This is a genomic window from Acinetobacter sp. YH12138, from assembly GCF_015218525.1.
GTDB lineage: Bacteria > Pseudomonadota > Gammaproteobacteria > Pseudomonadales > Moraxellaceae > Acinetobacter > Acinetobacter amyesii.
This window is the reverse complement of record NZ_CP048670.1, coordinates 1659837-1674909: the sequence shown is the minus strand read 5'-3', so window position 1 is coordinate 1674909 and position 15073 is coordinate 1659837. Positions and strand designations below refer to the sequence as shown.

At 38.2% G+C, this 15073-nt stretch carries 12 protein-coding genes and 3 pseudogenes; 4 read left to right on the top strand and 11 right to left on the bottom strand.

Annotated features, from left to right (window positions below; translation table 11 throughout):
• Position 1: 1 nt before the first annotated feature.
• Entirely contained in the window at positions 2-436 is a 435-nt protein-coding gene (locus G0029_RS08145) for a hypothetical protein (protein ID WP_174560612.1), read from the top strand.
• Positions 437-663: 227 nt separating this feature from the next.
• On the opposite strand, the gene G0029_RS08140 is transcribed toward G0029_RS08145, so the two are convergent.
• On the bottom strand, positions 664-891 hold the full coding sequence (locus tag G0029_RS08140; protein WP_174560613.1) for a helix-turn-helix domain-containing protein: 228 nt from the start codon (positions 889-891) through the stop codon (positions 664-666).
• A gap of 81 nt (positions 892-972) precedes the next feature.
• Here G0029_RS08140 and G0029_RS08135 point away from each other — a divergent pair, with 81 nt between their 5' ends.
• Complete coding sequence (locus G0029_RS08135; protein ID WP_180107901.1) at positions 973-1458, top strand: hypothetical protein; 486 nt, start codon at positions 973-975, stop codon at positions 1456-1458.
• Positions 1459-1598: 140 nt separating this feature from the next.
• Here the strand turns inward: G0029_RS08135 and G0029_RS18565 are convergent.
• From G0029_RS18565 to G0029_RS08125, 3 genes and pseudogenes are all read right to left on the bottom strand, one after another.
• Positions 1599-1765: pseudogene (locus G0029_RS18565) on the bottom strand (transposase); the annotation flags it as partial.
• 157 nt (positions 1766-1922) lie between these two features.
• Positions 1923-3842: an ankyrin repeat domain-containing protein gene (locus tag G0029_RS08130; RefSeq protein ID WP_180107900.1), complete on the bottom strand. Its 1920-nt coding sequence runs from the start codon at positions 3840-3842 to the stop codon at positions 1923-1925.
• Between the two features lie 388 nt (positions 3843-4230).
• Positions 4231-4935 carry an IS6-like element IS1006 family transposase gene (locus G0029_RS08125; RefSeq protein WP_001067784.1) on the bottom strand — a complete coding sequence of 235 codons (705 nt, stop codon included), beginning with the start codon at positions 4933-4935 and terminating at the stop codon, positions 4231-4233.
• 96 nt (positions 4936-5031) lie between these two features.
• Between G0029_RS08125 and G0029_RS08120 the strand changes: the two are divergent.
• Positions 5032-5325 (top strand): annotated as a pseudogene (locus G0029_RS08120) (IS5/IS1182 family transposase); the annotation flags it as partial.
• A 242-nt stretch (positions 5326-5567) separates the two neighbouring features.
• Here the strand turns inward: G0029_RS08120 and G0029_RS08115 are convergent.
• From G0029_RS08115 to cadR, 7 genes and pseudogenes are all read right to left on the bottom strand, one after another.
• Positions 5568-5747: pseudogene (locus G0029_RS08115) on the bottom strand (hypothetical protein); the annotation flags it as partial.
• A 203-nt stretch (positions 5748-5950) separates the two neighbouring features.
• Positions 5951-6850, bottom strand: a complete 900-nt coding sequence (locus G0029_RS08110) for a cation diffusion facilitator family transporter (RefSeq protein ID WP_174560616.1) — start codon at positions 6848-6850, stop codon at positions 5951-5953.
• 86 nt (positions 6851-6936) lie between these two features.
• Positions 6937-10095 (bottom strand): efflux RND transporter permease subunit, encoded by a 3159-nt coding sequence (locus G0029_RS08105; protein ID WP_174560617.1) that lies wholly within the window; start codon positions 10093-10095, stop codon positions 6937-6939.
• Positions 10085-11335 carry an efflux RND transporter periplasmic adaptor subunit gene (locus tag G0029_RS08100; protein ID WP_086197158.1) on the bottom strand — a complete coding sequence of 417 codons (1251 nt, stop codon included), beginning with the start codon at positions 11333-11335 and terminating at the stop codon, positions 10085-10087. The genes G0029_RS08105 and G0029_RS08100 overlap by 11 nt, the downstream gene beginning before the upstream one ends.
• 1 nt (position 11336) lies before the next feature.
• The gene (locus G0029_RS08095; RefSeq protein ID WP_174560618.1) at positions 11337-12704 is read right to left on the bottom strand and encodes a TolC family protein; all 1368 of its coding nucleotides are present in this window, start codon (positions 12702-12704) and stop codon (positions 11337-11339) included.
• 49 nt (positions 12705-12753) lie between these two features.
• Positions 12754-13164, bottom strand: a complete 411-nt coding sequence (locus G0029_RS08090) for a hypothetical protein (protein ID WP_039624319.1) — start codon at positions 13162-13164, stop codon at positions 12754-12756.
• A gap of 143 nt (positions 13165-13307) precedes the next feature.
• On the bottom strand, positions 13308-13700 hold the full coding sequence (cadR, locus tag G0029_RS08085) for a Cd(II)/Pb(II)-responsive transcriptional regulator (protein ID WP_039624321.1): 393 nt from the start codon (positions 13698-13700) through the stop codon (positions 13308-13310).
• 90 nt (positions 13701-13790) lie between these two features.
• On the opposite strand from cadR, the gene G0029_RS08080 reads away from it, so the two are divergent.
• Complete coding sequence (locus G0029_RS08080) at positions 13791-15071, top strand: cation transporter (protein ID WP_004910216.1); 1281 nt, start codon at positions 13791-13793, stop codon at positions 15069-15071.
• Positions 15072-15073 lie beyond the last annotated feature (2 nt).

The following is a 15073-nucleotide window of genomic DNA, read 5'->3' as shown; positions in this document are numbered from 1 at the left end:
TATGTTACGTGGTAAACAATTAGATGAAGTCATTGAACAAGAATTGCAAATGATGTTGGTTGAAGGTTTTGAGAAGTCCCCTATTTCTCATAAGAGCTTACATGATCGTTTAACTGCCAGAGGCTACATATCTGGGGGACTTAGTACTTTGAGTTCAGCTGAAAGAAAAAGTCTTATTAGTCTTTATATGGTGGAGCAAATAGCACCATTGAATCTAAAAACTAAAGAACAGCAACTATATGTAAATAAAAAAACGAGAAAAGCGCTTACTGATACCAATAAAAATCTGCATTCTCAAATAAATGAGTTGGAATCACAGCTGAATCAAAATACAGAAACATTGATAGATATTATTGAGGAGGTTAAATTAAGAACAAATTTAAAGATCGATCATCTCTTAGCCCCACATCTTTTGAAAAAATATTTATCAAAGTAGACACTATTATGTTAGAAGAAAAGTCAAAAACCTGTCAGCATATATTCCCTGAGAATATCTGCTCAAATCAAAAAGAAAATATTTATTTTATAGAAAAATAAGGCTTTGTTGCACAAAGATTTCATAACTATATGATTTTAAAAGTTTTGATTATTTTTTGATCTAAAATTAAATTTATTTAAATCAGATGCTTACATATTTATGCAACAAAGCCGAAAAATAATGAATTACAAATTTTCTTCTAAAAAGTTGACGATTGAAATTCCTAACACATTCAACCAATCGTGAAGTTCCAATACATCAATTCTCCTCTCGAAATTTTCAACTTTTGCTACATAGGATTGTGGTTTTTTTAAGGATGAAGCAAGTTGCACTTGAGTTATATTTTTTAACTCACGTTTAAGAATTAATGCTTTGATAAGTTTTCTATATCTAGGATCATGTATTGAGCTCATAGCTCAAGATGGTGTACTATTAAATCAAATATCCCAAAATAGGATATTTGATTGATTTTATTAGTTTTTAGGTCATTAAATATGCAAGATACTCATCAGCTTAAAAATTGTTTATTTGGATTTTTATCAAATATGTCATTCACTAGCTATGAGTTTAAGGATTTAAGACAATCTTTTATCCAATATTACCCGGAATTTAGTGCAAAAAAATACTATTCAAAAATATATCTAATTATAAGAGAGTTAGGTGAATCTGGGATGATTCTCGTTGACCGAAAAAACTGTACATATAGATATACGTCAAACTATTCAAAAGAAGAAATTTTAAATTTCAGTTCATTAGATACTAATGAATTAATTCGAAAAAACCTTTTAATTGAACATAATAATGTCTTGGATAATATTGAATTGTTACACAATGAAATAAATGCTTATTATTCATATTCTGGAAAATTTCCAATAATTTCAGATGCTATAGGCACATTAATAAAAAACAAGAAAAAGGAATTAATTTTATTAAGAGCTGAATTAAATGCTCTTAAAAATATTTTAGAAATACAGTATTGATAATCTTACATATTAAAATATATGAATAACTCTGGATCGATCCTAGCTTGAATTAACCTTAACAGAGTAATTTATGCAACAAAACTTGAATAGAGTGTCACCTAATTTAAAAATTTAGCCTTTCCTTTTTGTACGACATATTCTAACACTTTCATCCGTGCCAACAAAGATGTATGCATACATCTTTGTTGGCACGCCATTTATAGAAGACCGTGTTCACAACAAAGGGCAGCAACAGGTGTGCCAAACTTTCCGCTTGCTTTAATATAGCCATGATATGGCTGTCAGTAAATTTAGATGTTTTCATGCAGAATCTCCTGCCTATACTTTAAGAGGAAATTCTACTTTTAGGTCCTATTATTTTTAGGGGGATTACCTGACTACCTTGGTCTGAGTGCACCATCACACCTTTTGAATAGCCTTCCCTGAGCGGAATTTCTGCTCAGGGGTAATTATTTAATTAATTAGCATTTCAAAAGGATAGCTTGTTCAAGAACTTCCACAATTTTTACAAGTTCTTGTTTTGAGCCACAGGAATAGCCATTTTCTTGACTAATTTTTGCTAAAATGGCTAGAGCTTCAGGTTCTTCAATCAGATATTCAACCAATTCTAGTGGTGTAAATTCAGCATGATCTTTTTCCCAAAGTTGATTTGGCACCAATACTACCAACTTTTTGACAGCATAAATATTTCCAGACCAACAAGCAGTATGTAACGGTAATCTTCCATCTACTGTTCTCACATTCCAATCGGAAGACTCAGTGCAAAAGGCATCAAAAATTTGGGGAGTTTGAATTTTACAGGCCGTATGCAACGCAGTCATCCCTTGATAATTTTCAATATTCGCATTTGCTCCAGCTGCCAACATTTGTTCAACTAACATCGTTTCACGAGCTTCAACAGCCAACATTAATGGTGTTTGGCCTTTAAGATCAGAAATATTCAGTTGTTCTGGATATTTTTCAAAAAGATCTTTTAAGAAGTTTTCCCAAACCTCTAATATCTTCGCATCCATTAATTTTTGAGCTTCAAAAAATAATTTTAGCATCAGCATGAGCATTGAGTTACCTTCAACGTCAGGCAGATTAGATTTAAACAAAGTATTATTAGAATTTAGCCAATCCTTCAACCCTGCTAAATTATTTTTTTCTAGCAAAGGAAAAAGTTTATCCAACGCCGGTTTGACTAGAGTTTTACTGAGCGGTTGTTGAGGCTTGATTCCAGGATACGGTTTATAAAGATCTTCCCAAAAATAAGAGTATGCCCAGCGTGCTACTTCCTCTATAGAAGGAATTTGATCACTTTCTATTATTCCACCACTAAGCATTTCACGATAATATTTTTCGTGATTGTTCGTGATAAGTTTTTGATTCGCTACCGCTATGGCTAAACAATCTCGTGCAATTTCTCCAGTTATTAGGCCATAACTACATTTAAAACTTTCTTCCAGTGCATCTCTGAAATATTTTGATGCCTCATCAAAATTATTTTGTGCCAATAAGTGTTTAGCTTTGTACTGCAAAATGGCAAACTTCCATAAATCATATCCTTCGGTTTTTTCTGCTTCATCAAGTAAAGCATCAACCTTATTTTTGCAATCTTTAGGTCTATTTTTACTTTCACCATTTAAATAGTAAGCAAGCTCCGGAATAACAACTAGAATTTTCTCTATAGGCGTATTAGCCAATTCTCTCATACGCTTAGTGGTCATTTCTTTCAATCGAATCGGTATATCTATTGACTGAGCTACGCCACTTACTACCCAATAATTCTGCTCATTTTGTAATGCTCTCCATGGTGAGCTCTGTTGCATACGACTTTTTAGATCTTGAACTTTGGTTTGTTCTTCATAAAAGTGATGCAGTTTAAGTAGAGTGCGTTCAGCAATTTCAGCACATGATTCCTGATCATGACCAATTACATCATCAAGTGCATCGCTTGCATTGATACGGAAGCTATAGCTCAGATACGTTGCTAGCTCATCAATAGCTGTTTCTTTACTAGAGGGTATAATTGAAAGAAATATGCTTTGTTTATCCCATTCAGGTAAATGAGCTTCAAACCACATATCTTCCGCAAATTCACCTTTACCTCTACAATTTCTCCATGCCTCGATAGTAAGGTTATAAACACCTTTATATAATACAAATAGTTGTAGGACTTTATTTTTCTTGATGTCAACACAATACTTATCTACGTCAGGACACAGAGAATTGACTAATCGGTGATAAATATCCTGCACTACACTAGCGACAATAAGTCGTTGGCGAATAACGTCTATAGAAGGTGCTGAATAGCGATTTAATAAGCATTCGATTAATCTAATTTTCTCTTTAACATTTACATTCCCCTGCAAAATATCGGTAAGGGCTTCCTCAGACAATGGAAGTTCAAATTTAAGCTTTTGAGCATTTAGGTCTTTTTTGTTGATGAAAGCTAATGCTTGGTTAAATTGCTCATCAAGAGTGACAGTTTCATCTAGAATAAATACACCTTTAAAATCTAAGGTCGACTCTTCTGGAAAATATTCATAAATCGAGCTATAACGAATAGTATTAGAACCATTCTTCCAATTATAGAGAGAGCGTCGTAAATTTTGAATGTCTATATCTAGGCTATGGTTGGCAACATTGTCTACATCTGTTCCTAGTAGATCTGTTAACCAATCAATGACTTGTGGTACAGGTAGAATTAGCTTTTTATCACCATCACTTTCAACGGCACTGTTGCAAATAGAGATTTGAGTCGATGATGTTCCCTTTAAAAAGTACTTAGAGACCGAAAACCCTGTTGATTAGACACACTTCACCCTGAGGCTGACCATAATAAAATGACGATGCTTGTCCTTTACGTAGTGCACGCATGACTTCAATACCTTTAATTGTGGCATAAGCCGTCTTCATAGATTTGAATCCTAATGTGGCCCTGATGATCCGCTTTAGCTTGCCATGATCACATTCAATCACGTTATTTTTATACTTAATCTGCCTGTGCTCAAGGTCTGGTGGACATTTACCTTCCCGTTTTAACCGTGATAAAGCACGTCCATATGTGGGTGCTTTATCCGTGTTGATCACTTGTGGAATTTGCCACTTCTTCACATTATTTAAAATTTTTCCAAGAAAACAATATGCTGATTTGGTATTACGTCTAGAAGAAAGATAAAAATCAATGGTATCGCCACGTTGATCGACTGCACGATACAGATAAGACCATCGTCCATTCACTTTTACATAGGTTTCATCAATATGCCACGAGCTCAGATCTGTAGGATTACGCCAATACCAGCGTAAACGTTTTTCTATTTCAGGAGCATAACGTTGAACCCAACGGTAAATAGTCGTGTGATCAACATTCACACCCCGTTCAGCCAGCATTTCCTGCAGTTCACGATAGCTAATGCCATATTTACAATACCAGCGCACAGCCCAAAGAATGATTTCGCCCTGAAAATGCCGACCATGGAAAGGATTCATATGCTGCACCTTTAGCTAAAACAGTCTTCAGCTTACCATTCGTGGTTATTTGCAACAGTGCCCTTCAGCTTACCATTCGTGGTTATTTGCAACAGTGCCGTAATTCCACCCAGGAAGAATGCCAAGCCCTGGAAAGATTCTAAAATCAGTTCAATAGAACGAAATGAGTTACTTCAAACGGTTAAGCATTTAGGCAGAACCCTATGGAAAAAATGGTCGGGCTATCACCGTCGCAGTTTGGTGGAAACCAAGATGCATTGCATCAAATTATTAGGAGATAAGCTGACGGCAAGACATTTTCAAAGTCAGGTCAATGAAGTTCATGCGCGTGTGGCAGTTCTGAATAGATTTACGGAATTAGGTAGACCTCACACCCAAGTTGTCACTTAAATTTGAATGGATTGGGGAAAACTCAGCTTTTGAATGTTTATGCAACAAAGCCGGTTTTAGTTATAAACTTATTCATTCAGGAATTATATTGCTGAATGAATAAGTCTAATTGATTTATTTATGCAACCCAACTATTCATTTGATTCATTTGATTCATTTGATTCATTTGATTCATTTGATTCATTTGATTCATTTGATTCATTTGATTCATTTGATTCATTTGATTCATTTGATTCATTTGATTCATTTGATTCATTTGATTCATTATTTTTAACTTGTTTTTGTTTAGAATTTTCAACTTTAGAAGCTTTTAAATTCTTTTCAAGAAATAACAAGCCGCCATCTGCATAACTAAAACTTGCGATACTAAAGAATGCACTAATTAACAGTAATTTAGTACAAAATTTATTTTTGAATAGCATGTTTATTTACTCTCATTTAATACTTGTTAGATATTCTAACTTTAAAGAATTAACACCCAGAGGACTCATAAATTACATTCTTGTAATTTTAAAATGTCTCAGGATGGTGTTTAAAGTGCGTGTGATAAATAGAAGTGTAATACAGGAAAATGGTAAGGTTTATCAGCCTAGTCATCTGTCCATTATGTAGAAAGAGCAGCACTTTAATGTTTATGCTGTTCCAATGTATTACATTCCTTACTTTCTATTTGTAACGTAATTTCAGTAATACTATGATTATGTTTTAGAACGTCTAAGGCCTTTTGATAGAGCTGATCTGGATCGCTATTAGGAGCAACCAAATGAGCAGTTAAATGAATGTTTTTTGAAGATATAGCCCAGACTTTCAACTGATGAATCCCTTCAACACCCTCTAGCATCAATAAATCATTTCTTAACGACTCAATATCAATCTCATCAGGAACCCCTTCAAGCAAAATATGGATACTTTGTTTTAATAAAACCCAAGTTCGAGGTAAAACCCAGAAGCCAATTAACACAGCGATTACGGTATCTACCCACATCCACTGGGTAAAATAAATGACCACTCCTCCGATAATCACGCCTATCGATCCCAGTGCATCACTAAGGACTTCTAAATATGCGCCTTTCACATTTAGACTTTCTTGAGCACTCGCAGAAAGGATTTTCATTGAAATCAAATTTATGACCAAACCAATGACTGCGACAATCATCATTCCAACACTTTGAATTTCAGCAGGATGCGTAAAGCGTTGGTAAGCTTCATAGACAATATATATCGCCACCACAAAAAGCATCACTGCATTAAACAGAGCCGCTAAAATTTCGAATCGCTGATAGCCAAAAGTTCTTTTATCATCTGCGGCTTTTTTACCAATTTTGATAGCAGCAAGAGCAATAGCTAATGCGGCTACATCAGTAAACATGTGAGCGGCATCAGACAGTAATGCTAAACTTTGGGTAATAAAAGCAGCGACAACTTCTACTATTAAAAAAGTAGTCGTTAAACCTAAGGCAACCATTAACTTCTTACTATTTTCTTCAGTAACAACCGCATGGCTATGATCATGATGTTCTGACATAAAATATTTTCCTTATTCTATTTATGATGAGCAGAGATATTGGATAACAGCCAATATCTCTGCTGTAAATCGACTAATCTATTGGATTAAGAAACTTTTTTTTCATTTATCCAACGATAAAGCACGGGTAACAGCACCAAAGTTAGTAATGTTGAAGAGATAATCCCGCCAATGACTACAGTCGCTAAAGGTCTCTGTACTTCTGCCCCAGTCCCGGTTGCCAAAGCCATCGGAACAAACCCAAGGGACGCCACACAAGCGGTCATCAGCACAGGTCTAAGACGCAAAATTGCACCCTGCCACGTTGCATAATAAAGGTCATATTGCTGTCGCAACTCTTTGATAAAGGTGAGCATGACTAAGCCATTCAGTACAGCCACCCCCGATAGTGCAATGAAGCCAACCCCTGCTGACATGGATAATGGAATGTCACGCAACCACAATGCGATTAAGCCTCCACATAAGGCAAACGGGACACCACTAAAGACCAGTAAGCTTTCTTTGATATTATGGAATACAGCCATCAATAAAATAAAGATCGTCAACAATGCGAGCGGAACCACCAATTGCATACGCGCTTTTGCAGACATCAGATTTTGAAATTGACCGCCATAATCTATCCAATAACCGCTTGGTAATTCCTGTTTGGATAACGTGCTCTGAAGCTCTGTTACGAATGAGCCTAAATCACGTCCTTCTACATTTGCAGTAATAACCACTCGACGTTTACCATTTTCACGGCTGACCTGATTAATACCCAGGATATTTTCAACGCGTGCCACATCTTGCAGTTGGACTAAACCACCATTCGGCAATTGAACAGGAAGTACCGCTAACTGTTCAGGACTACGCTGGGATTCATCTAGACGGATGACAAAATCAAAACGCTTGTCTCCCTGTAAAATTGTTCCAACATTCTGGCCACCGACACTTGTAGCTACCAGATCCTGAATTGCTCTTACCGACAAGCCATATTGTGCAGCTCTGGACTTATCCACCTCTACATTCAACAAGGGTAAGCCACTGGTCTGTTCTACATTAACGGCTGTCGCGCCTGAAATTGAGTTAATTTTTTGAGAAATTTTATTCGCTTCGCGATTTAGAATCTCCATGTCATCACCAAATAATTTGACACCCACATCACTTCGCACCCCTGAAATTAACTCGTTAAAGCGCAGTTCAATGGGTTGCGAGAACTCACTGTTATTTCCCGGCAATGTCGCTAAGAAAGTAATCATTCTTTGGCGAAGCTCATCAATCGTTTGTTTTGGATCAGGCCATTCATCATGAGGTTTTAACAGTACCACGCCATCTGAAATGTTGGGTGGCATAACATCTGTGGCCACTTCTGCTGTACCGGTACGAGCAAAGATCGCTTTAATTTCAGGAAATTCTTTCAACAGTAACTTTTCAGTATTTTTCTGCATTCTCAGTGACTGTTCTAACCCTGTACTTGGGGAACGCATTTGCTGAACAGCAAAATCACCTTCACCCAGTTGAGGTGCAAACTCGCTACCTGTTTGAGTGGCTAGCACGCCCGTAAGCACTAAAATACAGGCAGCCACAATAGTCACAAATAAACGAAGCTCATAGGCTTTATCTAAAAGCAGTTCATATTTGGTTTTAAGCCAATGCATCCAGCGACTTTCGGTTTCCTTGACTTCTCCAGTGACAAATAGGGCAACTGCGGCTGGCACAAAAGTGACAGATAAAATCATGGCCCCAATTAAAGCCAGTACAACAGTCATTGCCATAGGATGGAAAAGTTTGGCTTCTACACCCGTCAGGGTAAAGATAGGTAGATAAACCACCAAAATAATTAACTGTCCAAAAATCAGAGGACGACGCGCCTGTTTTGCAGCCAAGAAGACTTCTTTAAATCTTTCAGAACGGCTAAGTAAACCACCTTTCAGCTTCTGAGCTTCTGCTAGCCGACGGATACAGTTTTCTACAATAACCACTGCACCATCAATAATAATACCGAAGTCCAGTGCCCCTAAACTCATCAGATTTGCACTAATCTTCTGCTCTGCCATTCCCGTCAAGGTAAACAGCATTGACAGTGGAATAACGCAAGCCGTGATCAGCGCAGCACGGAAATTACCTAGAAAGAGAAATAAAATAACAATGACGAGGATTGCACCCTCAATCAAATTTTTCTGAACGGTTTTGATCGCCCGATCAACCAAATGCGTACGGTCATACACAGTCTCAATCACCACACCTTTAGGTAGCGATTGCTGGATCGATTGCACCTTTTCATCAATGGCTTGAGCAACGGTACGGCTATTTTCTCCCATCATCATCATGGCAATACCCAATACAGTTTCTTCACCATTATAGGTTGCAGCCCCTGTTCTTAAGTCATGACCAATTGAGACATTGGCGACATCTGCCACCCGAATCGGATAGCCGTTTTTATTGGCAATACTGATGTTCTGGATATCTTCAATCGTGTTTAAAGTGCCGGGAACACGAACCGTTAGCTGTTGTCCATTTTTCTCAATATAGCCAGCACCACGGTTTTCATTATTCTCTGTTAAGGCAGTTTGTAAATCAGACAAAGGAATTTGCAATTGTTGCAATCGGTTCAGATCAGGGGCAACCACATAGGTTTTATTAAAGCCACCGATACTGTTGATCTCAGCAACGCCTTTTACGCGCTGTAATTGCGGTCTTACAATCCAATCCTGAATTTCACGTAAATCCATCGCCGAATAAGCGGTTCCATCCGGCTTTTTAGCATTTGGTTCGGCTTTAATCACCCATTGATAGATTTCACCTAAACCTGTCGAAATAGGCGACATGTTAGGTTGCACATCTTCAGGCATTTCTCCCATTGCTTCTTGCAAGCGCTGGTTGATAAGCTGTCTGGCCCAGTAAATATCCGTGCCATCTTCAAAAATGATGGTCACTTGCGATAAGCCGTAGCGTGAAATCGAACGGGTTTGTTCCATTTTCGGCATGCCTGACATGGCATTCTCAATTGGATAGGTAATCCGCTGTTCCATTTCCAAAGCCGTAAAGCCATTGGCTGAAGTGTTAATCTGCACCTGAGTATTGGTAATATCCGGTACAGCATCAATCGGTAACTTTTGATAACTATAAATACCAATAGCAATCCAGGCTGCAATAAACAGCATAATCCAAATGGCGTTATGAATAGAAAACTGGATCAGCCGATCAAACAGCCCTTCAGGTTTTACCGATTCGTGGTCTGGAATGTGAGGGCTTTTAGTGCTCATGTGAAGCCTCTCCTTTTTCCATCTCAGATTTCAGTAAGAAACTGCCTTGAGCGGCATATTTTTGTCCCTGATTAAGCCCATTTACCACTTCAATCCACTGGCTATCCCCAGACGATTGACCTAATTTCACCGGTTGCGGAGTGAATTCAACTTTTTGTCCATGCTGAGTGGCGACAAAAACCACATCTTTTCCATCGACATTCTGAACTGCGGACTTAAGCACCCGTAATGCGGTACTTTCACTGCGTTGTTGCAACTGTACGTTTACCATCAAGTTTGGACGTAATTCGGTTGCATTCGATTCAACTTTTGCTCGCACCTGAAGACGACCTGTTTGAATATCCGCTTCAGTATTTAAGGTTTGAATAACCGCCCTATAGACCTTTTCAGTTTGCAAAGATTTAAATTCGATCTTTTGATTCGGGGCTAAGCCCACAATTTCAGAATTTGGAACAATAAATTCAAGCCAGAGCTGATCTAACCGGTCTATGGTAAAGAGTTGACTTGCTAACTGAACATTTTCCCCGAGAACCAAATCCTTTTTACTGATCACGCCAGAAATTGGGGCTTTTAAAATATAGCGCCCGTTACTAGCATTCACTGCACCAAATGCACTTAAACGTGATTGGGCCGCTTGAACCTGGATTTGTGCCCGTTTATAACTGTTATAAGCCCGTTGATAGTCCTGTTTTGCTGAGATACCCTGTGACCACAATTGACGCTCACGCTCAAAGTCTTGTTTTGCCAGTTCCAGATTGGTTTGTTCAATTTTAAGATTGGCCTGCTGATCAACTAGATCAGGAACAAGCAATGTAGCCAAAGGCTGCCCTTTCTGAACTTTTTGGCCGAGTTCTACATAAACATTTTCTACATGACCGCTAAAACTCGGTGAGACATGCGCTTGCTGATCCGTATTCACATTGAGTTTGGCAGGATAAGAACTTAATTTAACCACCGGACCTTGATCGACCGCTGATAACTGTATGCCCTGTTCCACCAGTTGCTTGGCCGTCAGGCTCACGCCTTCTGCATGCTCTTCGGTTTCACCGCCATGTTCTTCACTTCCATGTTCCTCTGCGCCTTCTTCCTCTGCATGTTCATCTGATGTTTCAGATTTATTCTTACCCGACAAGATCAAGAAAATACTGAGGAGTACGGTTGCGCCGATGACCAAACCAATCAGTAGAGGTTGAGAGATTTTTCCGCTCTGTTTTTTTAAGCTGTTTTTAAGATCGAACATGTTAATTTCCCCCACCAATGACAGGCATGGCCTGTATGTCTTGCCATAAGTTTTGATTGATTTGTGCAATAGCATCTTTCGACATGACTTCACTTGGGCTAATGCCTAAGCTCAAACTTTCTGCTTCAATGGCCTTTTGCCAGCCATCCCGTAACAACTGGACTTTACGCAGACGGATGTCTTGTAATTGAAGCGTGGCTTGCTGAACATCGGTTAAAGCAAACTTGCCTGCCAAGAAACCTTGTAGCGTCTTACTTTGAACTTGAGTCGCCAAAGGAATTTGAGTCTCGTCAACGACTTTGAATTGCAGCTCTAAACCCTGCAACTCGGTTAAAATTGTGCCTATTTGCAGCGCATTTTGCTTCAGATAAAACTCTTTCTGACGCTCTAATAAGTTCATTTTTTCTTGCGCGATTTTTATGCCATTTTGCTGACGATCGAAAATATTAAGCGGTACACTAACTCCGACTACTAATTGATTTTGTGTGGAGTTTTCCAAGGATTGGGTGCGGTTGACACCTAGGTTTAAAGTGGGGTTAGGACGTGCCTTTGCTCTTAGTTGATCAACCGTTGCTTGAGACTCTAATACCAGTAAAGCTCGATATTTCTCAACGTAGTTTTCCGCTAAATATTCTTGAACCTGTCCATGAGTCGATTTTGGCCAGAGCTTTTGTGAAGAGAGGTTTACCTGCAATGACTTATCAGACGTACCCCATAAATTTGATAATTGTTGGGTGGCCACTTGTACCTGTAAGTCTGCCTGTCTAAAAAGACGGATATTTTCAGCATGACTTAAACGTGCGCGATTCACATCTACTTGCGCGATACCGCCCGCAGTAAAGCGCTTCTCGATCGCTTTAAGGTTTTCTTGGCTCACCCGAAGTTGTTCATTGACAATGTTTCTTTCAAGTTCAGCAATGGCCAGTTGTGACCATACATATTTCACCGCAAGCTCAATTTGCGCTTGATAAATCTTCTGCTTCAGTGCTGTTTTATCTGTAGAGAGACTGGCTAATTTTTGGTTTGCTTTTCGCTCACCAAAAATATCCAAGGGTTGTGATATGCCAATGGCAAGCTCTTTTTCATTATTTGAACCAAAGCCCGTTTGTTCAACTGACAATTCAGGATTTTTAAACAGCTTACTTTGCTGAAGATTCGTGGCATTAATACTATTTTGCGTTTCCCAGAAATTTTGGGACGCTTGATATTGGTTAACCTGCTCAATAGCTTGCTGCAGCGTTAAATCTTGAGTACTGGCGACTACGGAAGTACTGATGCTGATCATTGCAGATAGCAAGATACCGCTACCTAAGGCTGACCAGGATAAATTCAGGATGGAGGTATCCTGATGTAATTTGTTTTTTGACATGAAAATGCCCCACGCATAATGAAATTAGGAGTGGTGGGCTTTTATAAGACTACCCCACCAATAGTAGGGGCAAATCGGGAGGCGGGGTTAATTGATTCAGATAAGGGGATTTATAAAAAGTTATTCCCAAATAAGTTGGGGTAATGCCGGTCTCAAAATCAGCTTTAAGCTTCAGATCATCGGGTGGGTCAATCTGAATCACGATTGTATTTGAGAAATGACTGCACTTTTCGTTAAAACAAACCTTCTGACAATAGTCATAGATTTCTTTATAGTTTTCTAGGGAATAAAGTGCTTGACGAGGACTATCACTCTTTTCGTCTAAATCGATTGGATTAGAGAGTATTGAATTGGGTATGTTTGGCATTTCATGCAGACACGCGGCCTCTGCCACACTCCAAATATTCTGGAATGTGAATAAGAGTACCAATATCTGGATTAGAAATGTTTTTCTCTTCATACACAAATCTGTATTTAAAACACCAATAAAGAAGCTGTCCAGATCTATCAAAGATCTGATCACAGAATTTGAGTAACCTTAAACTTTTTGCAGCCTTAAGTAAAGATATACAGAGTTTTTGAAAAAAGCATAGGTCTAGATAATCAAGCTAGATTTTTTAAAACTCCACATTGGTCAATTGTACATAAACCATCACAAGTACCTCTTAAATCAGATAGTTGTTCAATAAGCTTTTGTTGCTTGATTATATTTTCTCTGATAGCACTGACATGTAAGTCAATTAATTCATTCACCCCTGAACAATTTTTCTCAGGTTTGTCTTTATAGGTAAGTAATTGACGAATTTCATTCAAACTCATATTTAAAGTTCGGCAATTCAAAATAAATTTAATTCGCTCAACATAGCCTACATCGTAAAGGCGGTAATTTCCTTCCGTTCTTTCTGGTTCTGGAATTAAACCTTCCTTTTCATAAAACCTAATTGTTAATACTGAACATGAGGTTTTTTTAGAGAGTTCACCAATTTTTAAATGCATTGAGTTGGTATTTCCAAAAAATCTTGACTCTATAGTAACTATAGGGATTCTAATATTCAAAGTTTATAAATTTTTTTAATGGGTATAACTATGAGTGGCTGTGGATGTAGTAAAGAAACACCATGCGAAGATAAGAAATCTCAACAAGAAAATCATCCATCAATTGCAGAAGCAAGCAATTCAAAGAATTGTGATAATACGCCTAGCTGTTGTGGTGAAGAGGAAGAAGAAAAATCTTCATCTCCTTGCTGTAACACTTCAAACAGTTGTGAAGATACCGCTCAATCCTGTTGTGGTTCTGATCCCAAAGAAAATTTAAGCACTGAAAACGTTTTAAAAGATTCGCACTACATGAGTGAATACTTAGTTCCCAAAATGGATTGTTCTGCGGAAGAACAGATGGTTCGTATGGCGCTATCTTCAATTGATGGTGTTCAAAAACTCATCTTTGATTTACCTAACCGGTCTTTAAAGGTTCTACATAATCAAAAAGATGAAAATATAACTACCAAACTTGAAGCTTTGGGTTTTGGTGCAAAGCTTGTGAAGACTGAAACTTATATAAGCAATCAACAGGCTAAGCAAACAAGTACCTATACCATTCCTAAAATGGATTGCTCTGCTGAAGAGCAAATGGTCCGTATGGCTCTTGCAGATATTGAAGCAGTTAAAGGTCTTACTTTTGATCTTCCCAATCGAAAACTGAAAGTCTTCCATAATGAAGGGAGTCAGCAAATTACGGCCAAACTTGAAGGACTGGGTTTTGGGGCGAAACTTGATGAAACACAGCTTTCTACAGGCGATATACCTAATGAACCTGATCCTGTGAGACAAGCTAAAGTACTTAAACTGTTATTAGGCATTAATGCTCTACTGTTCTTTATAGAATTCATCAGCGGAATTATTGCTGCGTCTACAGGATTGATTGCTGATTCTCTAGATATGTTTGCCGATGCAGCCGTTTATGGTATTGCGCTATATGCCGTCGGAAAAGCTGCGAAATATCAAGTGAAAGCAGCCCATTTCGCAGGTTGGATTCAGTTATTACTTGCTGTCATCGTGATTATTGATGTCATTAGACGATTCATGTTTGGAAGCGAGCCAGAATCAACGCTCATGATTGTTATTGGCCTGCTCGCACTTATAGCTAACGTGACATGCTTATATCTTATTTCTGGTCATCGAGAAGATGGCGCACATATGAAAGCCAGTTGGATTTTCTCGGCGAATGACGTTGTCGTAAATATGGGCGTTATATTTGCCGGTGTACTCGTGGCGTGGACGGGATCAGCTTACCCAGACTTAATCATTGGCATCCTGGTTTCTTTATTCGTGCTTAATGGTGCTCGAAAGATTTTGGCTTTGAAGTAAGA